At 55.8% G+C, this 26,450-nt stretch carries 28 protein-coding genes, 2 tRNA genes and 1 pseudogene; 13 read left to right on the top strand and 18 right to left on the bottom strand.

The genetic code is table 11. The features are described from left to right. Nucleotides 1-101: 101 nt before the first annotated feature. On the bottom strand, nucleotides 102-2,561 hold the full coding sequence (locus AC2FNR_RS08920; RefSeq protein ID WP_496848789.1) for a beta strand repeat-containing protein: 2,460 nt from the start codon (nucleotides 2,559-2,561) through the stop codon (nucleotides 102-104). Nucleotides 2,562-3,160: 599 nt separating this feature from the next. On the opposite strand from AC2FNR_RS08920, the gene AC2FNR_RS08915 reads away from it, so the two are divergent. Together AC2FNR_RS08915 and AC2FNR_RS08910 are read left to right on the top strand one after the other, a co-directional pair. After that, nucleotides 3,161-3,901 (top strand): helix-turn-helix transcriptional regulator, encoded by a 741-nt coding sequence (locus tag AC2FNR_RS08915; RefSeq protein ID WP_170354736.1) that lies wholly within the window; start codon nucleotides 3,161-3,163, stop codon nucleotides 3,899-3,901. Then, complete coding sequence (locus AC2FNR_RS08910) at nucleotides 3,894-4,391, top strand: hypothetical protein (protein ID WP_170752270.1); 498 nt, start codon at nucleotides 3,894-3,896, stop codon at nucleotides 4,389-4,391. The genes AC2FNR_RS08915 and AC2FNR_RS08910 overlap by 8 nt, the downstream gene beginning before the upstream one ends. A 335-nt stretch (nucleotides 4,392-4,726) precedes the next feature. Here AC2FNR_RS08910 and AC2FNR_RS08905 read toward each other — a convergent pair. The 3 genes from AC2FNR_RS08905 to AC2FNR_RS08895 form a co-directional block, all read right to left on the bottom strand. Continuing rightward, nucleotides 4,727-4,812, bottom strand: a tRNA-Leu gene (locus AC2FNR_RS08905). Between the two features lie 438 nt (nucleotides 4,813-5,250). Continuing rightward, entirely contained in the window at nucleotides 5,251-5,490 is a 240-nt protein-coding gene (locus tag AC2FNR_RS08900; RefSeq protein ID WP_496848786.1) for a DUF6538 domain-containing protein, read from the bottom strand. A 360-nt stretch (nucleotides 5,491-5,850) separates the two neighbouring features. Further along, the gene (locus AC2FNR_RS08895) at nucleotides 5,851-7,197 is read right to left on the bottom strand and encodes a YonV C-terminus-related protein (RefSeq protein ID WP_496848784.1); all 1,347 of its coding nucleotides are present in this window, start codon (nucleotides 7,195-7,197) and stop codon (nucleotides 5,851-5,853) included. A 251-nt stretch (nucleotides 7,198-7,448) separates the two neighbouring features. Between AC2FNR_RS08895 and AC2FNR_RS08890 the strand changes: the two are divergent. Further along, nucleotides 7,449-8,101, top strand: a pseudogene (locus AC2FNR_RS08890) (transposase); the annotation flags it as partial. Nucleotides 8,102-8,844: 743 nt separating this feature from the next. Here the strand turns inward: AC2FNR_RS08890 and AC2FNR_RS08885 are convergent. Further along, nucleotides 8,845-8,920: transfer RNA gene (locus AC2FNR_RS08885), tRNA-Thr, on the bottom strand. A 184-nt stretch (nucleotides 8,921-9,104) separates the two neighbouring features. Here AC2FNR_RS08885 and AC2FNR_RS08880 point away from each other — a divergent pair. Further along, nucleotides 9,105-9,980, top strand: a complete 876-nt coding sequence (locus AC2FNR_RS08880) for a hypothetical protein (RefSeq protein ID WP_353390536.1) — start codon at nucleotides 9,105-9,107, stop codon at nucleotides 9,978-9,980. 127 nt (nucleotides 9,981-10,107) lie between these two features. Here AC2FNR_RS08880 and AC2FNR_RS08875 read toward each other — a convergent pair whose 3' ends face one another. Then, on the bottom strand, nucleotides 10,108-10,377 hold the full coding sequence (locus AC2FNR_RS08875; protein ID WP_170355037.1) for a DUF2312 domain-containing protein: 270 nt from the start codon (nucleotides 10,375-10,377) through the stop codon (nucleotides 10,108-10,110). Nucleotides 10,378-10,539: 162 nt separating this feature from the next. Between AC2FNR_RS08875 and AC2FNR_RS08870 the strand changes: the two genes are divergently transcribed. Then, complete coding sequence (locus AC2FNR_RS08870) at nucleotides 10,540-10,758, top strand: hypothetical protein (protein ID WP_170355036.1); 219 nt, start codon at nucleotides 10,540-10,542, stop codon at nucleotides 10,756-10,758. Nucleotides 10,759-10,767: 9 nt separating this feature from the next. On the opposite strand, the gene AC2FNR_RS08865 is transcribed toward AC2FNR_RS08870, so the two are convergent. Beyond that, nucleotides 10,768-10,983 (bottom strand): hypothetical protein, encoded by a 216-nt coding sequence (locus tag AC2FNR_RS08865; protein ID WP_170355035.1) that lies wholly within the window; start codon nucleotides 10,981-10,983, stop codon nucleotides 10,768-10,770. A 246-nt stretch (nucleotides 10,984-11,229) separates the two neighbouring features. Between AC2FNR_RS08865 and AC2FNR_RS08860 the strand changes: the two genes are divergently transcribed. Genes AC2FNR_RS08860 through AC2FNR_RS08845 form a run of 4 tightly spaced genes read left to right on the top strand, consistent with a single transcriptional unit; the run spans nucleotide 11,230 to nucleotide 13,407 of the window. Continuing rightward, entirely contained in the window at nucleotides 11,230-12,093 is an 864-nt protein-coding gene (locus AC2FNR_RS08860) for an MBL fold metallo-hydrolase (RefSeq protein WP_170355034.1), read from the top strand. 19 nt (nucleotides 12,094-12,112) lie between these two features. Continuing rightward, on the top strand, nucleotides 12,113-12,535 hold the full coding sequence (locus tag AC2FNR_RS08855) for a YeeE/YedE family protein (protein WP_170753912.1): 423 nt from the start codon (nucleotides 12,113-12,115) through the stop codon (nucleotides 12,533-12,535). Then, nucleotides 12,535-12,966: a DUF6691 family protein gene (locus AC2FNR_RS08850; RefSeq protein WP_170753910.1), complete on the top strand. Its 432-nt coding sequence runs from the start codon at nucleotides 12,535-12,537 to the stop codon at nucleotides 12,964-12,966. The genes AC2FNR_RS08855 and AC2FNR_RS08850 overlap by 1 nt, the downstream gene beginning before the upstream one ends. Before the next feature lie 9 nt (nucleotides 12,967-12,975). Next, entirely contained in the window at nucleotides 12,976-13,407 is a 432-nt protein-coding gene (locus AC2FNR_RS08845) for a protein tyrosine phosphatase family protein (RefSeq protein ID WP_170753907.1), read from the top strand. A gap of 6 nt (nucleotides 13,408-13,413) precedes the next feature. On the opposite strand, the gene AC2FNR_RS08840 is transcribed toward AC2FNR_RS08845, so the two are convergent. The 5 genes from AC2FNR_RS08840 to AC2FNR_RS08820 form a co-directional block, all read right to left on the bottom strand. After that, nucleotides 13,414-14,490, bottom strand: coding sequence for a FliM/FliN family flagellar motor C-terminal domain-containing protein (locus AC2FNR_RS08840; RefSeq protein ID WP_496848780.1), 1,077 nt, complete (start codon nucleotides 14,488-14,490; stop codon nucleotides 13,414-13,416). A 77-nt stretch (nucleotides 14,491-14,567) separates the two neighbouring features. Beyond that, complete coding sequence (locus AC2FNR_RS08835) at nucleotides 14,568-17,246, bottom strand: ATP-binding protein (protein WP_496848778.1); 2,679 nt, start codon at nucleotides 17,244-17,246, stop codon at nucleotides 14,568-14,570. Beyond that, entirely contained in the window at nucleotides 17,246-17,548 is a 303-nt protein-coding gene (locus AC2FNR_RS08830) for a hypothetical protein (RefSeq protein WP_170355028.1), read from the bottom strand. The genes AC2FNR_RS08835 and AC2FNR_RS08830 overlap by 1 nt, the downstream gene beginning before the upstream one ends. Beyond that, nucleotides 17,545-17,925 (bottom strand): response regulator transcription factor, encoded by a 381-nt coding sequence (locus AC2FNR_RS08825; RefSeq protein ID WP_170355027.1) that lies wholly within the window; start codon nucleotides 17,923-17,925, stop codon nucleotides 17,545-17,547. Before AC2FNR_RS08825 ends, AC2FNR_RS08830 begins: the two co-directional genes overlap by 4 nt. A 78-nt stretch (nucleotides 17,926-18,003) precedes the next feature. Continuing rightward, nucleotides 18,004-19,299 (bottom strand): helix-turn-helix domain-containing protein, encoded by a 1,296-nt coding sequence (locus AC2FNR_RS08820; RefSeq protein WP_170753900.1) that lies wholly within the window; start codon nucleotides 19,297-19,299, stop codon nucleotides 18,004-18,006. A 206-nt stretch (nucleotides 19,300-19,505) separates the two neighbouring features. Here AC2FNR_RS08820 and AC2FNR_RS08815 point away from each other — a divergent pair, with 206 nt between their 5' ends. The 4 genes from AC2FNR_RS08815 to aat all read left to right on the top strand — a co-directional run bounded on the left by AC2FNR_RS08815 (nucleotide 19,506) and on the right by aat (nucleotide 22,730). Continuing rightward, entirely contained in the window at nucleotides 19,506-20,042 is a 537-nt protein-coding gene (locus AC2FNR_RS08815; RefSeq protein WP_496848775.1) for a LuxR C-terminal-related transcriptional regulator, read from the top strand. A gap of 150 nt (nucleotides 20,043-20,192) precedes the next feature. Continuing rightward, nucleotides 20,193-20,690: an acetyl-CoA carboxylase biotin carboxyl carrier protein gene (gene accB, locus AC2FNR_RS08810; RefSeq protein ID WP_170355024.1), complete on the top strand. Its 498-nt coding sequence runs from the start codon at nucleotides 20,193-20,195 to the stop codon at nucleotides 20,688-20,690. Nucleotides 20,691-20,699: 9 nt separating this feature from the next. After that, nucleotides 20,700-22,049, top strand: a complete 1,350-nt coding sequence (gene accC / locus AC2FNR_RS08805) for an acetyl-CoA carboxylase biotin carboxylase subunit (RefSeq protein WP_353390546.1) — start codon at nucleotides 20,700-20,702, stop codon at nucleotides 22,047-22,049. 48 nt (nucleotides 22,050-22,097) lie between these two features. Next, nucleotides 22,098-22,730 carry a leucyl/phenylalanyl-tRNA--protein transferase gene (aat, locus tag AC2FNR_RS08800; protein WP_209194136.1) on the top strand — a complete coding sequence of 211 codons (633 nt, stop codon included), beginning with the start codon at nucleotides 22,098-22,100 and terminating at the stop codon, nucleotides 22,728-22,730. On the opposite strand, the gene AC2FNR_RS08795 is transcribed toward aat, so the two are convergent. The 6 genes from AC2FNR_RS08795 to AC2FNR_RS08770 form a co-directional block, all read right to left on the bottom strand. After that, nucleotides 22,685-23,053: a DUF2155 domain-containing protein gene (locus AC2FNR_RS08795; RefSeq protein WP_170753893.1), complete on the bottom strand. Its 369-nt coding sequence runs from the start codon at nucleotides 23,051-23,053 to the stop codon at nucleotides 22,685-22,687. The two genes, aat and AC2FNR_RS08795, sit on opposite strands and share 46 nt — an antisense overlap. After that, nucleotides 23,053-23,502 (bottom strand): outer membrane lipid asymmetry maintenance protein MlaD, encoded by a 450-nt coding sequence (gene mlaD, locus AC2FNR_RS08790; protein ID WP_170753891.1) that lies wholly within the window; start codon nucleotides 23,500-23,502, stop codon nucleotides 23,053-23,055. The genes AC2FNR_RS08795 and mlaD overlap by 1 nt, the downstream gene beginning before the upstream one ends. Nucleotides 23,503-23,514: 12 nt before the next feature. After that, nucleotides 23,515-23,898, bottom strand: a complete 384-nt coding sequence (locus AC2FNR_RS08785; RefSeq protein ID WP_496848772.1) for an NADH:ubiquinone oxidoreductase subunit NDUFA12 — start codon at nucleotides 23,896-23,898, stop codon at nucleotides 23,515-23,517. Between the two features lie 79 nt (nucleotides 23,899-23,977). Then, nucleotides 23,978-24,337, bottom strand: a complete 360-nt coding sequence (locus AC2FNR_RS08780) for a RidA family protein (protein WP_496848770.1) — start codon at nucleotides 24,335-24,337, stop codon at nucleotides 23,978-23,980. A 63-nt stretch (nucleotides 24,338-24,400) separates the two neighbouring features. Beyond that, a complete protein-coding gene (gene clpX, locus AC2FNR_RS08775) occupies nucleotides 24,401-25,666 on the bottom strand; it encodes an ATP-dependent Clp protease ATP-binding subunit ClpX (RefSeq protein WP_170355017.1) in 1,266 nt (421 codons plus the stop codon). Nucleotides 25,667-25,801: 135 nt separating this feature from the next. After that, on the bottom strand, nucleotides 25,802-26,434 hold the full coding sequence (locus tag AC2FNR_RS08770) for an ATP-dependent Clp protease proteolytic subunit (protein WP_170753885.1): 633 nt from the start codon (nucleotides 26,432-26,434) through the stop codon (nucleotides 25,802-25,804). Nucleotides 26,435-26,450 lie beyond the last annotated feature (16 nt).

Below are 26,450 nucleotides of genomic sequence, written 5' to 3'. Positions count from 1 at the left end.
TTGGGTTAAGTTGAGTCGGGGCCATCTGTCCTTGGCCCCGACAATTTTTCAGAAGTGGTCAGAGCCTGGAAACCCAAGCTCTGACCCGGCCACCACGCAAGTTACGCGTCGGCGTCGTCGCTGGCGAAGCTGGAGGTCATCGAGCCACCGACCATGGTTGTGTCGACCGAGTTGCCAAGAACGTTGGCGCCCATGACAATCGACTGGTTGAACGCCGAAGTGTCGACCACCGCAGCCGCCGAGGCATAGGACTCGCCGTTCACAATGCCGTCTCCGCCGTTGCCGGAGCCCCACTCGCCTGCATGGCCACCGGTCCCGCCAGCACCCGAATAGGCACCCGCAGCGTCACCGCCGTTGACCATTGCGCCGGTCGTCGCACCCGAGGTCGCAGTGCCGATCGCGTCGCCACTGGTTCCGCCGTTACCAGCACCAGCGCCGCCGCCGCCACCAAAGCCGGACATGGCCGACCCGGTCGCGCTGCCCGCGCCCGTCGAGGTTGCGTCATTGTCGGACATCGCGTCACCGCCATACCCTGCAATGGCACTTGCCAGACTGTCTGCAGACCCGTCCGTATCCGCGACCGAGAACAGACCAGAGTCGCCGCCCTCGCCTGCGGTGTTGGTTGCATCAGCAGACCCTGCACCTGTACCGCTGGACATCGCATCCTGCTGGATCGCGCCGCCACCGCCACCGAAACCATCGGCAGTCGCGGTTCCGGTACCGGTACCTGTTGCGGACCCGTCGGTGGTGTTGCTACCGGCCGCGCCACCGTCACCGCTGTTGTTCTGCGGCAGGCTCGCGGTTCCGTTCACATCGCCGGGCGATTGGGTGACGTTCGGGCCAGTCGTGGTTTGATCGCCAACGCCTTGCGCGCCAGAAGTCGCACCCGCGGTACCTCCGGTTGCCATTCCGCCCGAGCCATCGCCGCCCGAACCAACGCCACCGGTCCCGTCACCGCCACCAGCGCCACCGCCAGTTCCGTCGCCACCCGAACCGAAGGCACCTGTGCCATCGCCGCCAGAGCCGACTGCGCCCGAACCAACGCCACCGGTGCCCGGATTACCATGATTTGTGTCTCCGCCACCATTGCTGGCATCAGCATGACCAGCATTCAGTCCAATCAGACCATTCTGCTGATTCAAAGCTGCCAGAGCTGCGTCAACCTGACCCGAGTCACCACCGGTACCCGCGCCGCCAGTTCCGGCGCCGCCAGTTCCAGCTGCACCATTACCGCTGCCGCCCGTTCCGGTTGCACCGTTGCCGTTGCCGCCGGTACCGCCACTGCCGTTACCGTTGCCACCGGTGCCACTTGCACCTGTGCCATTCCCGGTATCCGCATCGGCCGCACTGCCAGCCAGGCTTCCTGCAAGCCCAAGGCCCAGATTGCCGGCGTCTGCGTCATTGGCCTCGGTCTCGCTGCTTCCGGCGTTGATCGCGACACCATCGGTGTCGGCATAACCGTCGCCACCATTTGCACCGTTTGCGTCAGAGTCATTGGTCCCCTGACCAGCACCCAGCGCACCAGCATGCGATACGTTATCTCCGCCGCTGGACAGACCGCCGTTCTCGGCACCCGAGAGCCCCAAGCCCAGGCCCAAGCCGACGGATCCGGCATTACCGCCTTCTCCGGCTACGCTGGTGCCATCGGAAACCGAAGCGCCGCTGTTATGCGCGGCCGAGTCACTGATAGCTTGACCACCTGCGCCTGCACTGCTGCTGCCGTTGGACTCCGCACCAGACAAGCCCACGCCCAAACCGACATTAGACGCATCACCCGCGTTACCACCGTCACCACCGACACCGGTACCATCGGCATCACCGGTGTGACCGCCCAGTGCGTATGCATCGCCGCCAGTCGTATTGCCCGAGGCATTCCCCGCATGGGTGCTGCCACCTTGGCCCGAATTGCCGCCGTCGGAATGCGTGCTGATGCCCTCATCGGCTGTCGCGGAGCCGCCGCGCGCGTTACCGTTCTGGTCAAAGCTACCGGTATTGGTTACCGCAGCCGATCCCAGATGATCATCGTCGCTGAGGTTGGCGTACTGGTAGTTGATGGCGGACATGTCGTTGCCCTCACCACTCAGGTCAATATCCAGGTTCAAATCGTCGCCCGGATCGTAGTCGAAATCGTTTCCAACAGTGATCACATCATCAATCGACGACCCGCCGGATACGTCGACGTCGACCAGATCGTCGTCACGGCCCAAAGGCTCGGCATCGCCAAAGTCGATGTTGACCCAGTTCGAATTGTCATTGTTGCCATTGGTCTGGCTTTGACCCTGGCCCTGATCCTGACCTTGACCCTGGTCTTGGCCTTGGCCCTGATCCTGGCCCTGTCCCTGATCCTGACCCTGTCCATTCTCGACCACGGTCGCCTGACCCTGGATTTGATCCTGGCCTTGACCCTGTTCATTTTCGACATTGGTGTCCTGATCAGTCAGATCAGCTTCAATATAGGCGTCATCAACGTGAACATCTGCGTCCACGGGAACATATGCCGTACCGATGTTAACTTCATCAATGTCTGTGATGCTGTTATGCGGTTGTTGACGTTTACTCATATCAATAATTCCACTTACTGAGCGCACGGACCGTCATTCATCTCCAAAACGGTGACTGGCGCGTTGAAACAATGAGGCACGCAAGCGCAAACCGCGCATGGGTGCGTGTCTTTTCAGTGATTCCTCTCCCACCCTCCTTTCTCGGCCAAGCCGAAACTACGTCTGAAGAAAAACGTCGCGAAAATGCGCGATGAGCAGACGCAATAGGAACTTCAACTCCGCAAATTGGAGTGCAATCATGGTTGCAGCAGTAAGGTGATCTGGATAGCTAGCCGTAAGCGCTAGAACGGTTAACTCTATATTTTATATTGCAAAAATTTCGATCGGCCATTAGCGAGTGGTCGAGACGAAACAAAAAATTGGTTTAAAACCTGCAAGTTACTTCCCGCAACTATCCAGATTTTACTTGGAAAATCGCACCGATGACGCCTATCCGAAAGTTTTAGAACTCTTCACAATTGAACGACCGGACACGGAAGAAAATTCTACTTTCTTCTATGGCCATCTACTCAAGTGCGTTAATATTCAGTTAATATTAATCTAATGTTCAGTTAATGATTTCGCCGCTTGTGTGGCGTGGTAGTGATAAGGGGGAGGTTATGAACATTCCGCTTCAGGATAATACCCTGAATAGTCAATATTTATTGGAAGAGTTCTCAATCAATTTCATCGGCAAGGAGCTGTTTTATTCAGAGCAGACCATCGAAAGTGTTCAATCTGAATTTGGTGTCTCTACGCATCGCTTCGAATCGATTGCGTCCCTGCCAATTTACGGCGCGGAAAACAATGGTCCCGGAAGAATTCTGATTGTTGACCAGATGTTGACAGAAGATTTTCTAGCCCGCCCGCGACACTATAAGGACAGTGCAGGGCTAGGTAGCCTCGTATTTGCATATCGCAAGGAAGATGCGGCTCGGTTTGTATTTGACCGTTGGGATCCCGGTGCACATGGGGACATAGGTTACCTTCCGATGAATATTGCACCCGACGCGTGGCGGTCGATCCTTCGCCTTCTCTTACATGAAGAGCTTTATCTTCCCAGTTTTCTCGCCAACTCAGTGTGCAACACAACCTCTCCAACGCAGAAACATTCGGTTGAGTCGACAGACCCGCACCCGCTTTATTCCAAACTGACGCGAAGGGAAAAGCAGGTGTTGCGATTGGTCTCAAAAGGTCAAAGCAACAAGATTATTGCATCAAATCTAGGGATCACTGAACATACGGTGAAGTTGCATATACACAATGTCGCGGGAAAAATCGGTGTAAGCAATCGAACCGCGGCGGCACAGTTCTTTTTTGAGGTCGCCCCGCAAGAGGCGCAGCACACGACAATTGACTGAAGATTTTGAAGCCCGTTTCGATCGTCTCATCCTGCTTGTCGGCAGGCTGAATTATATGTGGACCAACACCGAAAGCCTTTTGATCCATTTAATCGCCGGCCTGTCCGGCACGCCCAAAGACACAGCCGTCATCATCTTTTTAACCTTGAATACAACAAGGGCGCGCATCGACCTTGTAGAACGTCTGGCCAAAATGGAAGGGCGACCTGCCGAAATACGGGACCCGATACTCGAGCACACACACCGCCTGTCTAAACTGTCTGGCATCCGGAATCGGTATAATCACTGCATATATTCCTTCGATCCAGACAGCGGGAATCCAAAAACGATTCTTATGCGCATCGCTGACCGAAAAACCGACATCAGACTGGGACGTGAAGACACAGTCGATGACGAGGCCATGCGGGAAATTGAAAAAGTTGTCACCCAATTATCCGAAGCCAACCGCGATATCTGGCGACTTATTGGGCAGCTTGGCTTTCCGGTATGACAAATGGTGCGGATGGCTGGGATCGAACCCGAAAGCCTTAGGGCGATGTATTTTAAGTCTCTGTTTTGAAAAAATTTATTACTTAATAGCACCTGCTGAAGATCCGCACAGTCAAGAAAACAAAACTGGTCGTCTCATAGCACGTCATGAGGTCTCTCAGGATCCAATCGAAACATGGCCTATAGCGGCGATCAAAGATGACCACGAAACTCACTCAGGCGACAGTGCACCGGCTGGCCGAGGACCATCCATCGGGCACCCAGATTTACGACAGCGAGGCGAAAGGCCTCAGGCTATTCTGAGGCATGCGCAAATCTTACTGTCGCCTAAGAAGTTGGTACCCGCGGCCGGACTCGAACCGGCACGGCCTTCCGGCCCAGAGATTTTAAGTCTCTTGTGTCTACCATTCCACCACGCGGGCGAGCGTGTCGGGCCTAACTCGGTCCTGAAAATCTCAATACGGCCACAAGGCTATGAGTACAATGCGCTTTCGGCGACCTGAAGTGTTAAAAGACGCAACCTCAAGAATATTGCTTTAAACATCTCGCAATCTGAATCGATTTGACTAGGCAAAGAATTTCAAGTTGCGCACTCGAACAGACCGCTCTCTTCGTTTGCTAACGCCCTTTGTGCTGTCCATCTCGGCAAATGAATCTCGGTTTAGAGATGAAACTCCACTTACGAAGACCACAAACCTGATCTTCGGTCGACGGACTAAGCACGCCCACAATCCATGGATGGCAACATAGACGAGGCATTGATCGGGGCGCAGTCGGCGACGCACTGAAAACAAGCCTTAGATGCCCACTGTGCCCGAGAGCTTCACAGTCTCTCTCAGGGGCGGTGGGTTTTCCCCAGCTTAACCGCCCAAGGCAACCCTCAAACGGTGCTTCCTGGGCCGATCCTCACTCTGAACCCGCAAGTGGGACCCGTACTCGTCCAGTTGTTCCGCAGCCCGTCTTTCACGTTGGGTTGCCACTGAAGCCGACCGGATTCCCACAGAGTAGGTGGTTTTCGGTGAGTCACAGTGGTGTGAGAGGTCCTGTGGCACTCCTCGATCGGAATAGTATGTGCCGTTCTTTTTGAAACAGAAGGGCACTGAAATGTCCGTTGCCTGCACAGCTTTCTAAAGAAGCCAATGTGCATCAATGAGTTGACAAGGGAAGTGGTGCCCCCACACGCCCCCGAACGCGCCCCTACTGTGAAAAACTATCAGTGATGCCAACCAGTTACCCTATAGGTCGCCGTGCGGTCGCATACAAAAGTGTGTCGTAAGGGCCACGTTTTGTGTGTCGTGAACACGCCAGTTCGCCTTCGACCTTTTGGGGCTGACCCAGATTAATAATTCGCATGTGGAGCATATCTGTGTTCGGCCCCCGCCAGCGATAATACAAGCGGGGACCACAAGGTCTTCTCAATTTTGCAAGGGGAGCGCTTTGTTCCTTGCTCCATCAACTCGTTAGGCAGCTTCGAGTAGTTCGGCATCTTCTTCCGCGCCGTCCAACCAGCCCACAAAGATATCACGCATACGATCATCCGGTATGGCCACAGTAATCGGCAAGCCGTCACGGACACGCGTTCTCCATATCCACTGAACCATCTCGGCCAACGCATACTCATCGGCGAAACGCTGACCAGAGACCCCTAGAAAGTTTTGAACCATGGGGTTCGGTGACATCGAATAGAGGTAGATCGCATGGGTGGCATGCTTGAAGTCGTTAGTCCCCCGCGTCTTGTTGGGGAGCCATTGCACACCACATTTGCCATAGTCTCTCCCAAACAGCCGGGAATACTTGGCCCACTCTCCAGCGTATCGACCTTTGCGATCATCGAACCACTTACCTCGAGCACAAGTGAGAATGATGTTGCTCCGCTCGACACCTTTCCAACGCCGATAAAGGAGGTTCTTTAATGCACCACCGATGGACCTGCATGTTTTCTCCGTAGAACGCCGTGTCTGTTTTGAGAACGACAAGTTGACGTGCTTTGGCAAGGCCAACTCTTCCACAGTGACCAAGTCTCTTGCTTGCGTGAGCCAGTCAGCGGGCGTTTCTTCGATCACCGTGAAGGCTGCCTTCGGGTGCGACCGAGCGAGCATGTTGAGGTAGGCGCGGATGTATGTGCCTTCACTGAGGAACGTCATTACCGTTAGCGAACGACCAGAAAGCAGCACTTGGTTGGGTGTTGCCACCGCGAAGATACCATTCTCGTCTACATGAAGCTGACCCTGAATGGCCGGTTTGTAGATTTCAGGGTGCAGGCCGTTTGAGTATGTCGGCTCACCATTATGATCGAACCTCTCGCGCTGCCATTTGATCCACTCACTCGTAGGCTGAACTTGACCCGTGTCGGGACAGACGGTGGCATATCCACATCCAACTACAGCCTCGTTGAATGCATCAGCGTCGATGGTGTTGATGCTGGTAACGGGGTTGGGGGCCTCATCTATGATGATCTCGTAATCGGCCATCAAGTCGGATAGTCGGAGCGTCATGAAGAACAGCTTGTGCGTGATTGCCGCAGACTTTCCCTCTTGCAATAAGTTCTCGAGCTGGATGAGTTTCGGACCTTTTCCTTCTTTGGGTGCTATGATTTCAACACCATCGGGTGCGTCCTTTACGAAACGGTCGATCTCCGTGAGCGACGGCGTGACCAGCAGATATTTCCGCTCAGGTTGTAGTGAAGCCAGCATTTCGGAGGTCTTTCCGGTGCCGCATGCGCGGTCAATGATGACGGTGTGTGTTGAGCGATTGGGATAGAGCATGTGATAGCTTTCTGTTTGGAGCCTCTTGGTGAGGTGGTTCATGGGCCATGAGGGCCGGGATTGCGGGATGCAAAGGAGAGGTGCGCACAGCACATTTGTCTCAATATTAAGTGAGGAGAGGCTTAAGTAGCTGAATATAAATAATAAATCAGTACTTTTTAGCGCCCTGCCGTAAACCTGTTGTCTGTGAAAGGGACACCCTAAAGGGTGTCTGACGTCAGCACCAATGGGACAGTTTAGGTCGATTTGATAGGAGAGGGTTTCTGGCTCATCGTAACCACCAAGGAGTGGAGATGAGAAAGAAACCCGGAACCAAGCAGAGCCACGGCGAGAAAGTTGTCAAAGACATCCGCCGCGCGACGCGCAAGCAATATACAGCTGAAGAGAAGATCAGGATCGTGCTGGACGGCCTAAAAGGCGAGGACAGCATTGCGGAGCTGTGCCGTCGAGAGGGCATCGCGCAGAGTCTGTACTACAGCTGGTCCAAGGATTTTCTGGAAGCCGGCAAGAAACGTCTGGCAGGCGACACGGCACGTGCTGCGACATCGACCGAGGTCAAAGGCCTGCGCCGTGAGGCCCGCGATCTGAAAGAAGTTGTGGCAGAACAGGCCCTGGAACTGCGCCTGCTCAAAAAAAGCATGATCGCGGATGGGGGCGACGACGAATGAGGTATCCCGCATCCGAAAAACTGGAGATCATTCGCCTCGTCGAAGGTTCGCATCTCCCGACCAAGCGCACTTTGGAAAAGTTGAGCATCCCGAAGACCACCTTCTATCGCTGGTATGACCGGTATCTGTCGGGTGGTCCTGAGGCGCTTGAGGATCGTAGTCCCAAGCCATCACGGGTCTGGAACCGCATTCCCACGCCAGTGCGCGAGAAGATCAAGGACCTGGCTCTGAAGGAAAGCGATCTGTCGCCACGTGAGTTGGCCGTGCAGTTCACCGACGCTCAAATCTCACGAGATGTGCAAGGCATCCGAGGTCGTCTGAATGCCTTCTACTCAGCAGTCATGTTTGTGGCAGTCATACTTGTGATCTCTCAGGTGATTGGCTGGCTCGGATTTTGACAATTCGCCAGCACTAAATTCCAACCACCTTATGTGGAACTCAAACAGAGAAGTGGTCGATAGCTATGGGAAGAAATACAAGAACCACACTCGCCGCAATGCTTCTTCCAACTATGGTGTCAGCACAACAAGAAGTTTGCACAGTCGAGTGGATAGCAAGCGGCCTCAAGTCATCTGAGATCATTATTACTGGAGACACGTTGATCACCGTTGGTGAAGACGAAGTCTATCAGCGAAATGAGCGCAGACCGAACGAGTTTGTGTGGCTGGAAGTCGATAAATCGCACGAACACTACAATTGGGCGGATACTAGGATTTGGACCAACCATGGCTTTGGGTTTTGGACTATTACCACTGCGTACACAGATAGTGACTTTTCTCCGTTCGTATTGACCACGTTAGGTAAAGCAATCTGCGAAAAGTAATTAACATGTATGAAGCGGCAGTGACTTCTCACCAATCCGCTCAACAGCACGCTTCATCATCCCCGATAGGCGGCACGGGGCTTTACTCGAAACAGATTCGTAATTTCCGCAAAAAGGTAGCCCCACGGTAGCCCTAGAGACGCCTAGAAAAATATCCGTTTTTCGACATCGGCTAAGCGTTTGATATTTAGGAATAAATGGTGCCCCCACACGGACTCGAACCGCGGACCTACTGATTACAAATCAGTTGCTCTACCAGCTGAGCTATAGGGGCATTGAGTGTCGATTAATGGCTCTGGCGAGGGACTGCAAGCCTCAAATTTCATCCTTGCTTAAGGAAAGTCCGATTTCTTCTTGTCCAATTGGGCAAGCGCTTTGTAATAGCCCGGGTTTGACTGTACCACGCTCAGACTGTAATCCAGCAGACAAGGCCAAAGACGTAAGGACGTATACCAACGATGCAGGTTGCCATCCACGCCGGTGCTGCTTTTACCGACGAAGGCCGGCTACTCACGTCTTTACAGACCAACAATACAACTCTGTCCCAAACAGGAACCCGATTTTTTGGCCCCAGAAGATTTCGGCAAGTTTTTAATCCGGTGTTTCAGGCGTTGCACTCGGGCTCTTTGACCCCAAAAGGCGAGGATCGGTTGCGAAATGTGCTGCCCTCGGACGAAAACGCTCAACGCGCGATCTTCCTGAGCAACGAGTTCGCTGGTGATCGCGGAGCAACTCTTTTGGACGGGCAGCTTTACCCACGCGCGGGCGAAAGAATGGCCCTGCTCGAGCACGCGTTTCATGGCCATCAGGTCGAGATCTTTTTGGCCCTAAAAAACCTTGGGAGCTTCATCCCCAAGTTGTTAATGTCATTGCCAGAAGCGGAACGCGCGGCGGTTATCGACAACACTGACCTGAGCTGTCTCAGCTGGATCGGTATGATTGACGATATTCGCGACCTTGCCCCCAACGTGAAAATAACGCTTTGGTGCAACGAAGACACGCCGTTCATTTGGGGCGACATTATCCGCGCGATTGCGGATCTGCCGGACGATACTCCGATCAACAAGGAATTCGATCTGCTTCTGTCTTTGCTGACGGACGAAGGAAAGCAGAAGGCAGCAGATTTAACGCAGCCAGATTCAAACCTGACTCGCGGTGAGGTCACGGACGCCCTTGCACTGATTCTGACAGAGAATGCGCAGCCGGACAAAATCGAAGAAGAACTCGACCTTTCTGGCTGGAATTCGGATATTGTGGACGCGTTTTCAGAGCTTTACGAACAGGATATCGACCGGTTGGAGACCACAACCGGCGTCCGCTTTCTTCGACCGTAGACAAGAAAATCGATAAACGCATTCTTTGCACCTCAATGATCGAGATGCCACCTCTACTGCCCCTACAATTTCGGTCAAATAGGGACCTGTCGCCCGCTAAATTAGGCTGTAAGTTTCCCGGACTTACTCAGTTCATGCCCAGCGCTTCTTTGTACATTTCAAGTACAGCTTCTTCCTCGGCAATATCATCCTGGTCACGCTTGCGAAGAGCGATAACCTTACGCATGACCTTGGTGTCGTAGCCGCGCGCCTTGGCCTCGGCCATGACCTCTTTTTGCTGCTCAGCAATGTCTTTTTTCTCAGCGTCCAATCGCTCGAAGCGTTCAATGAACTGGCGCAATTCACCCGCTGTCACACGATAGTTGGCGGTGGCCTGATCTTCGGTCATATCTTCCATTTTCGTCTCTCTCAGCGATTGCGGTTTGATGCTGTAACAGCGGCTTTCGCGGGATACCTTGCCTCTGCACCTACCGCAAGCGCACAATCCATGGTCAGGCTTGTGTGACGCAGTACGATCCGATAAGCGCTGAGGAAATCAGTGAACCGTTTGTGGGGAACCATGTTTCAAATCATCACATGGGGCGGTGCTGCCCTCTCGCTCGCAGGCCTTCTGGGATTGGTCTGGTGCATTTTACGGGTGATGAAGGCGCGCAAGTCCGGTTTGTCGGATGATGAGTTGCGCGCCGTTGTTCAGGGCGTTCTGCCTTGGAACCTGGGTTCGCTTTTCCTGTCGGTTCTCGGGCTGATGCTTGTGATACTTGGAATTTCGTTCAGTTGAGAATGTGCCTTAGACTGGCAGATTATCAAATCGCGCTTCCATTGCGTCTTCGCACAACGCCGCATCCAAACGCCGCAACCGCGATGGGATGTGGACACCTTGCTGACGCATACGCTCGATGATTTTGGTCACGCTGGGTTGAAGAGCCAGCCGCGTCTCAAGACAGGCACCCTGCAACTTCGCTTCAAGCTGCTCAGCTTCGGAATACAAATTGCTTGTAGACATGTTCATCCTCCCAAATGCTGTCTGATTAACCTCATATAGGTAACCGTTTTAAGACTTGCCGATCTTAGCCCGCATACGGGCGAAAACTCGCCTGCCAAGTGCCCGGTCATCGCGTGGTTTTGCGGATTGTTTAAATTCTATGCCAATCCAGCCTAAGCTGCCTTGACAGACATCAAGTCACGAACTGTTGATTGCCTTATATTCCGCAATTAATATATGAATACTGAGGCACGTACGGAGAGCAAAATGACACCTAAGGTGAAAGCGTTTTTTGATACAGATACATTCACAGTGTCCTACCTGGTTCAGGAACCCGAAGGTCAAGCTTGTGCGATCGTCGACAGCGTTCTGGATTTCGACCATGCCTCGGGGCGGACAAACACCAACTCGGCCGACATGATCATAGACTTCGTCCGAAAGCACGACCTCAAGGTAGAATGGATCTTGGAAAGCCACGTGCACGCCGATCACCTTTCGGCCGCTCCATATTTACAGCAGGAACTTGGTGGCAAAATCGGCATCGGCGACCAAATCGTGACCATTCAGGAAACCTTCGGCAAGATCTTCAACGAAGGAACCGAGTTTCAGCGCGATGGCAGCCAATTTGATGCCTTGTTCCGCGAAGGTGACAGCTTTCACGTTGGCCAGATGCGCGGAGATGTGTTGCACACACCGGGCCATACACCAGCCTGCCTGACCTATGTGATTGGAGACGCGGCCTTTGTCGGCGACACATTGTTCATGCCGGATTTCGGCACCGCGCGGTGTGATTTCCCTGGGGGGTCTTCTGAGATGCTGTATGCATCGATCCAAAAAATATTGTCTCTGCCGGATGAAACCCGAGTGTTCGTCGGCCATGACTACAAAGCACCCGGTCGGGACGAATACGCGTGGGAGACAACAGTGGGCGAGCAAAAAGCTCTGAATGTGCATATTGGTCAGGGACGACCGGTCGAGGAATTCGTCGAGATGCGCGACGCGCGTGATGCGACCCTTGGTATGCCACGCCTGATCCTGCCGTCTCTGCAGGTCAACATGCGTGCAGGTCAGATGCCGCCTGCGGACGAAAAAGGTGATGTTTTTCTGAAGCTTCCCATCAACAAGCTTTAGCGCCGAAAGGGGGCGAACAATGCAAGTCGCGTGGATTTGGGGATTGGCAGGGGGCCTACTGATCGGCTTGGGCGCCGCAGTTTACCTGCTTGGGAACGGTCGCATAATGGGGGCCAGCGGAATTCTCGGGGGGCTGGTCGACAGCACGGATCGCACCGCCGAGCGGCTGGCTTTTGTCGCGGGGCTGATCGGAATGCCCCTGGTGCTGTGGCTGTTCATGTCCCCTGCCCCGCAAACTCATCTGACCGGCAATCTGCCTGTCGTTATAATCGCAGGAGTCCTGGTTGGTGTCGGAACCCGGATCGCGAATGGCTGCACCTCGGGGCACGGAGTTTGCGGTATATCGCGGTTCTCGCTTCGCGGTATCGTGGCAACGCTTATCTATATCGGTTCAGGTGCTGTAACTCTGTACCTGCTGCGACACATGTTGGGATGGGTTTGATGCGGGTTCTGATCTCTTTGCTAGCTGGGTCGCTGTTCGGAGCGGGTTTGTTGATTTCGGGTATGACCGATACAACGAAGGTGCAGGGCTGGCTGGATGTGTTCGGCAACTGGGACCCGACGCTTGCCTTCGTAATGGGCGGGGCGATCCTGCCGATGTTGATCGCCTGGAAAATCGCCGCGCGCGGTCAACCATTGACAGGGGGCAAGTATCCGCAAGCGTCCCGGCCCGAGCTGGATCGTCGACTGGTCGTAGGTTCCGTGATGTTCGGTATGGGATGGGGTCTGTCCGGCTTATGCCCCGGCCCCGCGATTGCCTCTGTCACCTATGGTGGCATCGGTGGAGTGGTGTTCCTGATCGCCATGATTGCTGGGATGTTCGCCGCACCCGTCGTCGGGGCGCAACTGGACAGAGCCGCAAACCCGGCCTAATCAATTGTCATGGAGATTCGACCAATTACCCCCCGCTACGCTGTCTCGCCGCAAATTTCGGTCGAGGACGTTCAGACCATTGCTGATTTAGGCTTTGTTCGGGTTATCTGCAACCGACCTAACAGTGAAGTTCCGATGGACCTGCAATCTGACGCGATTGGACAGGCGGTTCGCGCGGCTGGAATGGAATACGAAGTGCTGGAACTGACTCACCAGACGATGACGCCGGAAAACGTCGCCCTTCAGCGCGAACTTGCCGAACGCTGCAGCGGCCCGGTTCTGGCCTATTGCGCCTCGGGAACGCGCTGTTCGGTTGTCTGGGCCCTTGGGCAATGTGACCGGATGAGCACAGATGACATTCTGGATGCAACCACCAAAGCCGGTTACGCGCTTGAGAACCTCAGACCGGCGCTGGATCAACTTCGCAGCGTGAGCGACTAGGCAGCATTAGTCAGGTTTGCCATCCAGCCCAGCAAGCTTTGAAATCTCGGCTGCAATCTGATCTGAATCGCCCAGGGTCAACTCACCCTCAATCGTTTCCAGTGCCTTTCGGGTGATCGGAACAATATCTGTTTCAAGATCATGCTCGGGTTTGGATTGCGCCGTTGGCGACCGGGCTTCAAGAAACTCATGCTCAGCCGCGTTTAGCGGGCTGGGTATAGTTTCGTGTTCGTTCAATCGCACCGCGCGCATTCCGCCACATTGGCCCAAGCGACCCACAGCAGCCCGTGATCGGTCAATCGTCAAGACTTCAGCCTTGTCTACACGCGCCCCGACCAGCGGAAGAACATCACCTTCCGATAACCCAGACAATGACGCAAAGGGCAACGACATACGGCAGATCACCGTGTTCAGCTCCGCTCGCAATACGCCCGACGACTGCTCGAGATTGGGGCCTGCGACCTGTTCGTCGGGGTCATCAAGGTCACCATCTTTTTGACGATCCGGCAGAAACAGGGAAATCTGTCCCTGTCGCACACCTCCGCCAAGCTCGACCGTCAGTTCGTATACGTCATAAATATCTTCGACCATAGCCAGTGTCAGCGTGCGCTTGTCCGGCAAACGCGCCTTGTATTCATACCCCGTCAAACCGGCCTGATCGCCCGAGGATTCGACTATACGGGATGCGCGGGTCAGTACCTCTTCGATCAGAGGTGCGACCATAGCCGCATCCGTATCCGTGCACACGCGCGCGGAAGGCGGGTCCGACATGACCTGCCCAAGTGTCTGCACCTGAACGATTGCAGACATTGCGCCAGGATCAAGGCACACGGCCGCTGAAACACCATCCCCATTTCCCAGCAGCACGAAAAGCCAGTCATCCTTGGCAACTTCAGCCAATGTATCCACCGGTCGACATGATTGTTTTGCGCCGATCACCGTCATGGGCAGCTTCATCACATCCCCTGCCGCTCGTGCGAATGCCAATCGCAGAGCCCGCAGAACAGAGCGCGGTTTGTCACCCCGCTCCTCCCGACTTGCCGAGAGCTTGCGCGCCAAAGCCGTGCCGACCGGTTGCGTCATTCCCAAAACCGCCCTTCGTTCCTGTGCCTGACATCCGGTCTAACCCAGCTGAGGTTACGAATGTCTTTACGCGCCCACTACTGAGCGGCCTGACGGTAGGCCAATGGAACGCGAACCCGGAACGCAGCGCCGCCCTGACCGGGAAGATAGGTGATCTCACCCCCCAGCCGCTGCATGATCTCGCGGCAAATTGCCAGGCCCAAGCCCGCGCCTCCGGCCTTTTCACCGCTCACACGGGCAAATTTCTCGAACACCATTGAACGAGCTTCCGGAGGGATGCCGCTGCCATTATCGGCAAAATCAACCACCACTTGCCCACCAACGTCATGAGCCGAGATGGTCAGCACAGGTTCATCCGCGTCGCAGTATTTTTGCGCATTCGAGATTAGGTTGATAAAGACTTGCCCCAACCGATCCAGGTCGGTGTGAAGCGGAATACGTTCGGCCGACTTGGATCGCCGCACCTCGATACCAGTGCTTGATCCCGCCAGGGCGCTTGAGACGGCCCGGTCCAAAACCGAGCGCAGCGTATCGCCCCCCATGTTCAGGTTCACCCTGCCACTTTCCAAGACGCTCAGGTCCAGCAGATCATCCAACAGGCGAGTCAATCGGAGCGCCTCATCGTGGATGATCGCAGCATAGCGCGTCTGTTCCTCGGGACTTAATCCGTCAGTGTCGCGCATGATTTCGGAAAAAGCCCGAATTGAGGTCATAGGCGTGCGCAATTCATGGCTGACCTGGCCCAAAAAATTGTCTTTTTGCTCAGAAATTTGAGTCAGTTTTGTGTTCGCATCCCGCAACTGGCGCGCCGTCCGGGTCAGCTCGGCCGACTTTGTCTCCAACTGGCTGGAGTATTCCAACAGTTGCGCCGATTCATCGGCCACAGCCAGCAGGTCTTCGACCGAGACCGACGAGCCGCCCACAATCTGCCCAATCATCGCATGCGCCGTCGCCGCGCCGACAGATCCGCTGAGCTCTCGCTCCAGCCGTTCCAGAAAGGCAGGTGTCGGCTCTGGCAGACTGGAACGTCCACCTTGCCGTTCCGACTCGGCCTGAAAGAAGTCCTGCGCCGGACCCGCGCCCAGGATACGCTGGGTCATGATCATCAGATCTTCGCTCTGCGCCACAAAGCCGCTCCAGCCCCGAGGCGCTACGGAATGGTCGAACACATTGACGAACTGCGCACCCTGCAAGCGCTCCAGCGGGCTGGGAAAACTAAGCAACGAGGCCACGCAGAACGCCACCGTGTTCAGAGACAGTGACCACATGACCGAATGCACGATCGGGTCCATATCTTCGATCCCGAACAGCGCCTGAGGTCGCAGCCACTCCAAACCGAATGGACCGTTCTGAATGATGGTACCAGACATGAACCCGCCACCCATCTCCGGCAGCAACAAGGTGTAAATCCACAACACAAACCCAACGGTCAACCCGACAAGAGCCCCTGTCCGGGTCGCCCCGCGCCAGAACAAACCACCCACAAGGGCCGGCAAAATCTGGGAAATTCCGGCAAAAGCTATAAAGCCAATAGACGCCAGGGCCGCTCCGCCACCGGACAAACGGTAGTAAAAGAACCCAAGCGCCATGACGACTGCAATGGATATCCGCCGCGCCATAAGAACAACATGCCGGACATCCCCCGAGACCGATCCTGCCCCCCCTTGCGTGCTAAGCCAGATCGGCATGACAACATGGTTCGACACCATCGTCGACAACGCCATGGCAGTGACAATCACCATGGATGTAGCGGACGAGAACCCGCCGATGAACGAGAGCATCGCCAGCCACTCATTCCCTTGAGACAGAGGCACGGTGAGTACGAAAAGGTCAGGGTTGGATCCTTCGGGCAAAAGGTCCAACCCCACAACTGCGATGGGCACGACAAACAAACTCATTAGCAGCAGGTACAGAGGAAATGCCCATGCGGCTGTCCTCAGATGCGCTTCGTCCGAATTTTCGACCACCATGACCTGAAACATCCGAGGCAAGCAGACGAAACATGCGGCCGACAGAAACACAAAAGTAGTCCAGCGCCCCGCATCCACGTTCCATTGACCGATTTCGGACGAATCGATCTGGTCCAACATGGGACCAAGCCCGCCCGCGACGCCCCAAACCACAAAGATCCCAACAGCCAGAAGGGCAAAGAGCTTGACCACCGACTCCAGCGCGATGGCGGTCACAACCCCGTGGTGCCGTTCATTGGCGTCAAGGTTCCGTGTTCCGAACAGAATCGCGAAGACTGCCAATCCAGCAGCGACCCAAAACACACTGGATCCTTCGCGATAAAGACCTGTTGGATCGGCCTCGGCGAAAATCGAGAAAGACAGGGTGATGGACTGAAGCTGCAAGGCGATGTAGGGCGTGCCCCCCAGAACGGCCAACACGGTCACACAAATAGCCAGGGTGTTGGATTTTCCGTAACGCGAAGAAATAAGGTCTGCGATCGAGGTCACCCTCTGGCTGCGCCCCACCCTTACCAGTTTGCGAAGGCCCCACCACCAGCTGATCATGACCAGCGTGGGACCAAGGTAGATCGTCACGAATTCCAACCCCGATCGCGCAGCGTTCCCGACCGCGCCATAGAATGTCCAGGCGGTGCAGTAGATTGACAGCGACAGCGTATAGAACAAGGGGGATCGCAGCCACGCCCCACGGCCTGCAGCTGCCAGCCTGTCAGCCGCAAAGGCTACACCGAACAACAGTACAACATAGCCCAAACACACCAGAATCAGGACGTTCAGCGTTGCCATCAGTCTGGTCTCTGATCGGTTTCGTCTTGAGTGGCCATACGTCTGGCCGCAAAACCAAAAACCAAACTGATGCCAATCAGAACGGCCCAGCATACGAAGATATAAAGGATGGCAGACGATAGCCGAATGCCGTCTCCTGCCTCATCAGACCCCGGCCACAGCAATGGGATGGCAAACAAAGCGGCGCCTAGAATCGGCAAAAAGCGAGCGGCATCCGACAGCCGGCGACGGCGATAGCTTTGACGTTCCAAAAACAGCGAAGGCCGAACACCCTGAGGCCGTCGATCTTCGCTAATGCTCATGACCGCGTAGCCTGAGCGTGCAAATCCCGCACCGCGGTCAAAACCTCGGCATTCGAGAACGGTTTGGTCATGAAACGACTGACACCGGCATTTTCGGCCATCTCGCGATCCCGCAGCTGTCCGCGCGCGGTCAGCATCAGAACCGGCAAGGTCTTCAAGTCTTCAAGCTCGCGCAGGTCGCGCAGGATTTCCATCCCGCTCTTGCCCGGCAACATGACATCCAGAATAACCAGATCAGGGTCGGCGCTTTGGATAACCCGCAATGCGTCCAACCCTTCGGCATGCGTTTCAACCTGCCAACCCTCGCGCGTCAGCAAAAACCGAATAGCCTCGGCAATGTTCGGCTCATCCTCAATTAACAGAACCTTACGGCTCATTTGTAGTATTCCTCCCCGTGACGGGCTACCCATCCGTAAACCTGTCTAGGCCAGCTTACGCCGTCTGTCAGGAAACTGTCAAAAACCTTCGCTCAGAATTGACGGTTCACGACGAGATTCACATTCAGCGTTCGGACACACGCGACAGCTGGGGCCAACACGAGCCACATTCTGCGTATCCTGAGGGCCTTCATCCACTGATCGCACCAACATCACAGAACGATACACTGGTGCGTCATCATAGCCCAAAGCCGCTTGCGGCCATGCATAGGCAAAACAGTCAAATTCGGCCGCTGAACGCCCCAACTGAACAATCCGCTTTCGGATGGGCACAAGAGGTCTGTTTAATGCCTGAAACAAGGGCCACAACGGGCACGCCTCGCCAAAGCGTGGCATCGCAAAGCCCGGCACCGCCTTGGTGAACAGAATACTGCCTGAGGCATCACATATCACCAACCCAGTCGGTCGCGACAGAACGCCCGGCGGCAAAGCAGCCAACCGGCGCAAGACGGTCGCGATATCCACCGAAAACTGCCGCGACAGCTGCAGCGGGTCAGGTTCAGACCCTTTAAGTGCAGCCTTTACAGCCTCCAACGGCATCGCCAGCGCATCCTGTGCATACACGTCCAGAAACGCGCGGGTCACGCTTTTTACCGCGGCGGAATCAAGCGCCTCAAGATCGACTTCGCTACTGCTGCCGCCGCTTTCGATTTCAGGAAAATGGTGGCTGCGCGCCTCGAAAAAAGCCTCCGCCTCCTCCAGTGGTACGCCGCGTCGGTCATCCGCCGAGTCAGCATCGTCCAGATAAGTCACCAACGATTTCGAACTGTCTGCAAGCCGTTCTGCATCCTGGTGCAGGTTGCGGTGAAAACGGTCCTGCCATTCCGGCTCGATTTCCTGAGTTTCAGCCAGAATTGCAGCGGTCGAACGAATGGCGGCGGCGGTCGACAAGACCTCATGCATCGAAGCCGCAAGATGCGGATCATGGGTTAGACGGTCCGACAGCGTTTCGACTGTGCGCTCCAGAGAGACTACGCGACGATGCATCTGTGCTAGCACACCTGCCCAACCGGAGAACCGCCCCGCGAACTCCTCAACCGCATCGATTTCAGCGTTTTGTCCGATTGCGTCCGCCGCCGCTTCCCGCAATGCCGAGATCAAGGTGGCTTCGACCCCCTGCGTCAGCACCGAAGGTTCGACAGCAAGAGCCGATGCAATGTCAACAAGCAGCTTGCCCCCGATCCTTCGGCGATTATGCTCGATAAGGTTCAAATAAGACGCTGATATCCCGACCTTTCGGGCCAATTCCGCCTGCCGCAACCCCGCGATCAGACGCCGCTCGCGAATTCGGCTACCTGTCAGTGTATCGCGCATGTTTTGGCCCCTCCCCAAAGGCATATTCCGCAATTAACCTACCTTCTATTTTCAGAACTATTCAATAAATACTTTTACTTAAGGACTAGTTTTCAATCTCTATTTACATAGTTAACAATTCTGACAGAACGCACGCTCGCGCCCGAAACGTCAGTTTCTGAGCCCAACCCCTTCAATTCCGTGTCAATTCCCGGCACGATGCAAGCATGAGTGACCCTGCGTTCGAATACGCCCCCATTGGCCTTGTAGAGCTGGAGAACCGGATCATCCGGCGCTGCAACCTGCAATTCGCGCGTACGTTTGGCGGGGAAGAAACAGAGTACCGCAATATGCCGCTGCTGCACCTTTACCCATCAGTCGCGGATTGGGAGAGGATCGGCGCGCGCAGCCTGCAGGTGATGCGCGGCACAGGCTACTACACGGATGAACGAGTCATGCGTCGACGCAATGGCGATCTGTTCTGGTGCCGCGCGCGTGGACGATCCTTGACCCCTGACGACCCGTTCCGACACGGCATCTGGAGCTTTTCCGACATCTCCGAGGAACGCCCTCTGGTCGAACTAACTCAGCGCGAACGCGAGGTTGCTATTCTTTCATGCCGCGGCTTATCCGCCAAGGAAATCGGCGTCGAACTGGGCCTGAGTTACCGCACTATCGAAGCCTACCGCGCTCGCCTGCTTGAGAAATTCGGCGCCCGAAAACTATCTGAACTTGTGGCGAAACTCTCTGGAATGCCGCTTTAGCGACTTTTTGCTTGAATTACTCGACCAAAACCGCACCGCGACAGGTCGAGACGCGCTTTTCATGGCAGTGCGCTTGGCTTATAACGCTGCGTAATCAGACCAAAGCCCGCAACGCACAGACGGGCCAAAGGGGAACCGTCGAGGACACTCATGACAGACACCAAACACGAAGCGGACGTGGCATTCATCAAAGCTCTGGCTGAACTGCTGCGCGAAAATGACCTGACCGAATTGCAGGTCAAACGCGAGTATGGCGAAGAAGACAGCCTGAACGTCCGCGTCAGCCGTATGACCCAGGCTGCGGCCGCGCCGGTTCAGATGGCCGTTCCCGCTGCTGCACCCGTAGCAGCCCCTGCAGCAGCAGCCCCTGCTGCACCCGAGGCCCCCGCAGCGCAGGAAGATCCGGCCAGCCATCCCGGTGCTGTGACCTCGCCTATGGTGGGCACCGTCTATATGCAGCCCGAACCGGGCGCGCCTTCGTTCATCTCGGTCGGCGCATCGGTGTCAGAAGGCGACACGTTGCTGATCGTCGAAGCGATGAAAACTATGAACCACATCCACGCGCCCAAATCGGGCACCATCAAGCGTATTCTGGTCGGTGACGGCGACGCTGTGGAATTCGGCACCCCTCTGGTCATCGTTGAGTAAGGCGGGCCCATGTTCGACAAAATCCTGATTGCCAACCGAGGCGAGATCGCCCTGCGCGTCATCCGCGCCGCGCGCGAGATGGGGATTAAAACGGTCGCCGTGCATTCAACAGCCGACAGTGACGCGATGCATGTGCGCATGGCGGACGAATCGGTGTGCATCGGCCCTCCGCCCAGCCCGCAAAGCTACCTGTCCGTGCCCGCCATCATCTCGGCCTGCGAGATCACCGGCGCACAGGCGATCCACCCCGGCTATGGCTTTCTGTCCGAGAATGCCGAGTTCGTGCAGATCGTCGAAGACCACGGCATAACCTTCATCGGCCCCACCGCTGAACATATTCGCGTGATGGGTGACAAGATCACCGCCAAGGACACGATGAAAGCCCTTGGTGTTCCTTGTGTTCCCGGCTCCGACGGCGGCGTTCCGACGCTGGAAGACGCCAAGCGCATTGGTGAAGAATTCGGCTATCCCGTCATTATCAAGGCCACTGCCGGTGGTGGTGGGCGCGGCATGAAAGTCGCGCAGACGGCGGATGAGATGGAAAGCGCCTTCATGACCGCTCGCGCCGAAGGCAAAGCCGCCTTTGGCAATGACGAGGTCTATATCGAGAAGTACCTGACCACGCCGCGCCATATCGAAATTCAGGTCTTTGGCGACGGTAAAGGCAAAGCCGTTCATCTGGGTGAGCGCGACTGCTCGCTGCAACGTCGCCATCAGAAGGTATTTGAAGAGGCCCCTGGCCCCTGCATCACCCCCGAAGAACGCGCGAAGATCGGCAAGATCTGTGCCGATGCAGTCGCCAAGATCAACTATATCGGCGCGGGCACCATCGAGTTCCTGTATGAAAACGGCGAGTTCTATTTCATCGAAATGAACACCCGTCTACAGGTGGAACACCCGGTGACCGAAGGCATCTTCGGCGTCGATCTGGTGCGCGAACAAATCCGCGTGGCCGCTGGCGAGGACATGTCCTTCGGCCAGGACGATCTGGAAATCAACGGCCACGCCATCGAGGTTCGGATCAACGCGGAAAAATTGCCCAACTTCTCACCCTGCCCTGGCAAGATCACGGCCTATCACGCGCCCGGCGGTCTGGGCGTGCGGATGGATTCGGCGCTCTATGACGGATACTCGATCCCGCCCTATTACGACTCACTTATTGCCAAGCTGATCGTACAGGGTCGCGACCGGGCCGAGGCGCTGGCGCGGCTGGAACGTGCCTTGGGCGAGCTGATCGTGGATGGTATCGACACCACCGTGCCTCTGTTCCACGCCCTGCTGCAAGAGCCTGATCTTCACAGCGGTGACTACAACATCCATTGGCTGGAAAAGTGGCTTGCCGAGAACATGGCAGACTAACATACTAAGGGCGAAGGGTTTTTACCTTTCGCCCTTTGAGACTCCAGTATGAGCCTGACCCCCGACCTCTTACTGCATGGCTACTCCATCGGCATTTTCCCGATGGCTGAGCACCGCGATGACCCCGAGTTGTTCTGGGTCGACCCCAAATTTCGCGGTGTGTTCCCGCTGGACGGATTCCACATTTCCCGCAGTTTGGCGCGGCGCATACGCAACTGCGGGTTCTCCATCACGATTAACCGGGACTTCGCTGGGGTCGTCGATGGCTGCGCCGACCGCGCCGACACGTGGATCAATGACGAGTTGCGCAACCTGTACCAACACCTACATCACACGGGCCATGCACACTCGCTGGAAGTTTGGGAGGAATCGGCTCTGATAGGCGGCGTCTATGGCGTTTGCCTTGGGGCCGCGTTTTTCGGCGAAAGCATGTTTTCGCGACGAACGGATGCGTCAAAGATCGCATTGGCCTATCTGACAGACAGGCTTCGCAGAACAGGATTTCATCTGTTCGACACCCAATTTCTGACAGCGCATCTGGCTTCCTTGGGTGCGATAGAAATACCCCGCACGCAATATCGGCAAGAACTGGAAGAGGCGATCAGCGCCAGCGCGGATTTTACCGCCGACTTAACTCAATCGCCGGATGGCGTTATACAACGAATAACCCAAACGTCGTAGCGCGAATGGTCCAGTGCATTCAGCGCCGGTGACGTGGCGATCATCCAACCGTCAAACAGTTGGTCAGTCTTGCCATTTTCCCAAATCGTGAGATAGGCAAAAGCATCACCTGTCGGGTTCTCGGCCGGATAGCGGCAATCGCCCAACGCGACGTCCAGACCAAAAACGGGCTGTGTTTCACCGTTCCGCATCTCGACGTCAACGGTTTGGCCGCTGACCTTGTCCAACCCACGCAGCATCGCACCCGGCCCCGACTGGACTTTTTGCTGCGCCGATGCGCCCGTGGCGGCCAGCATGGCAAGCACAATGGCGAGACGCCGCATTAGCTGCCATCCCCGGCGACAAACTTGACCAGAAGCGAAATCAGACTAACCGCGCCCTGGGTATCAGTGACCTGATCCCCAGGCTCGAAATAGAAAGGCGAGCCGCCCGGCATCACTTCAACGAAGTTACCGCCCAACAATCCCTCGGACGAAATTACAATCGCGCTGTCATCCGGAACCAGAATACCGTCCGAGATCGAAAACGTCGTATCCGCCCGGTAGGTTTCGGAGTTGAGCGTTACATCCGTTACAGTACCGATCTTGACCCCGGCCAATCGCACATCTGTTCCAACACCGACGCCTTCAAGCGACCGGAAAGATGCGCCCAGTTCATAACCCGTACCACCTTGCGACAGGCCGGTGGACTGGCTGGCATAGACCCCAAAAGCAACGGCACAGGCCAACACGGCGCCGCCAACCAGGACTTCGGAAACATTGTAGCTCGACATAATTTGCCTCGTTTATTCGGGGCTCCAAGCCTCGTAATCGGAACGTTCAATCGGGTCCGGGCGACGCAGGGACCCTGCAGGAGTATAGGCAAGCGCCGAACCGGTCAGGTTTTCCTGATGTGGTTTTTCCCACGATTTGTGCGGCAATGGTTTGTCAGTCGGGGGCTCGTCCCATGTACGGTGCAGCCAACCATGCCAGTCAGGATCGACACGGCTCGCCTCGGCTTCGCCATTGAAAATGACCCAGCGCTTGCTGTCATCCGCACTGCGGTAGAACACATTGCCCTGGTTGTCCTCGCCGACCTTTTCACCCTTGCGCGCAGTGTAAATCTGCGTGTTCAGAGTGGCCCCGTTCCACCAGGTCACGGCTCGCAAAAGACTGTTCAGGATCCCCATGGGCTGCCTCCGGCAATTCTGTTTCCGCAGATATGGACCAAAGGCGCGCCAAGGTCCAGTGTCACAAGGACCGCACCCCCTATTCCGGCAAATACGCGGTCACTTCTATTTCAATTCGGTATTTCGGGTCGATCAAATCGCATTCGATCATTGTTGCGACCGGAGGATTCGCACCAAATGTCTCGCTCAAAATTGGCCAGCATGGCTCAAACTCAGCCTTGTCGGGTAACATGTAAGTTACACGAACGACGTCTGAAAAGCCTGCACCAGCTTCGGTCAGTGCCTTTTCAATCACCGTCAGTGCCGAACGGCACTGCTCAACCACGGTATCACCCTGCCCGACAGTACCAGAGACGTGCACCCAACCTCCGGCAACCACGGCGCGGCAATACCCTAGCTTAGGTTCAAATTCGCCACCTGATGAGATGCGCTTGATCATTTCAGTATCCTCATAAGAAAACGGCGCGGAGAACCGCGCCGCATGGATCAGATATGTAAGGTCTTAACCCGCCGAAGCAGATTCGGCCGCATCCGCATAAATGATTAGAGGCTGCGATTCAGATGTCACGGCCTCTTCGTTGACCACAACTTCGGTCACGTTTTTCAGACCCGGAAGCTCGAACATCGTATCCAGCAGGATGTCTTCCAGAATCGAACGCAAACCACGTGCCCCGGTTTTCCGTTCGATGGCTTTCTTGGCAATCGCCTTGAGCGCATCATCGGTAAAGGCCAGCTCGGCATCTTCCAGTTCAAACAGGCGCTGATATTGCTTGACCAGCGCGTTCTTGGGCTTGGTCAGGATCGTGACCAGAGCATCCTCGTCCAGATCCTCAAGCGTTGCCAGAACCGGCAGACGTCCAACAAATTCAGGGATCAGGCCAAATTTCAACAGATCCTCAGGTTCCAGATCCTTGAAAATCTCACCGACGCCGCGCTCATCATTGTCACGCACGTCTGCCCCGAAACCCATGGCCGAGCCCTTGCCACGCTGTGCAATGATCCTGTCCAGACCGGCAAATGCACCGCCGCATATAAACAGGATGTTGGTCGTGTCCACCTGCAGGAACTCCTGCTGCGGATGCTTACGCCCGCCCTGCGGCGGAACGCTGGCCACGGTGCCTTCCATCAGTTTCAGCAGCGCCTGCTGTACACCCTCACCCGATACGTCGCGCGTGATCGACGGGTTTTCAGATTTGCGCGTAATCTTGTCGACCTCGTCGATATAGACGATGCCGCGCTGCGCACGTTCGACATTGTATTCGGACGCCTGCAGCAGTTTCAGAATGATGTTTTCGACGTCCTCACCCACGTATCCCGCTTCAGTCAGAGTCGTCGCATCCGCCATGGTGAACGGCACATCCAGAATTCGCGCCAGAGTTTGGGCCAGCAGCGTCTTGCCGCACCCCGTGGGGCCAATCAGAAGGATGTTGGACTTGGCAAGCTCAATATCGCTGCCCGCCTTCTGCGCGTGGTTCAGACGCTTGTAGTGGTTGTGCACGGCCACCGACAGGACCCGCTTGGCCGTGGCCTGACCGATCACGTAATCGTCCAGCACTTCGCAGATATCCTTGGGTGTCGGCACTCCGTCGCTGGATTTCAGGCCGCTGGCCTTTGTCTCTTCGCGGATGATGTCCATGCACAGTTCGACGCATTCGTCACAGATAAACACTGTGGGTCCGGCAATCAGCTTGCGCACCTCATGCTGGCTCTTGCCGCAGAAGCTACAGTAGAGCGTGTTTTTGCCGTCACCGCCTGAATTCGTCGCCATGTTCTACCTTTCGGGCTTCGTCCCTGCGGCCCCGCCCGGGGCCGCGCTTGCCGCATGTTGCTGCAGCTTAGGCCACCACTGAGGCGGCTACAATCTCAAAAATGTACCTCGCGCACGTGACGCGAGGACTTATTCTCAGCTCTCTTCGCCGTCCATTTTCGCACGGTTTTCGACGATTTCGTCGATATGACCCCAGTCTTTTGCTTCTTCCGGGCTCATGAAGTTGTCGCGATCCAGTGCTTTCTCAACAGCCTTTTTTGTCTGCCCTGTATGACGCACATAGATGTCATACAGTCGATCTTTCAGCTTTTGCGTCTCGGCGGCGTGGATCATGATATCGCTCGCCTGCCCCTGATATCCGCCGCTGGGCTGGTGCACCATGATACGGCTGTTGGGCAGCGAAAAGCGCATTCCTTTCTCGCCCCCGGCCAACAGAACCGACCCCATCGAGGCCGCCTGACCGATCACCAATGTCGAACACTTAGGTTTAATATACTGCATTGTGTCGTAAATCGACAAACCGCTTGTCACGACACCGCCAGGCGAATTGATGTAGATTGAGATTTCTTTGTTAGGATTCTCGGCCTCAAGATGCAGCAACTGAGCCACCACCAGATGGCTCATTCCGTCATGGATCGGGCCATTGATAAAAATGATCCGCTCTTTCAACAGGCGCGAGAAAATATCATAGGCGCGCTCACCCCGGCTGGTCTGCTCAACGACCATGGGGACGAGCGTATTCATGTAGGTATCAACGGGATCAAACATTAGGAACCTGCCTGCT

The sequence above is a fragment of the Ruegeria sp. SATB045 genome, assembly GCF_059613525.1.
Note: the sequence above shows the minus strand (reverse complement) of the source record. Positions and strands in the feature narration are given on the sequence as shown.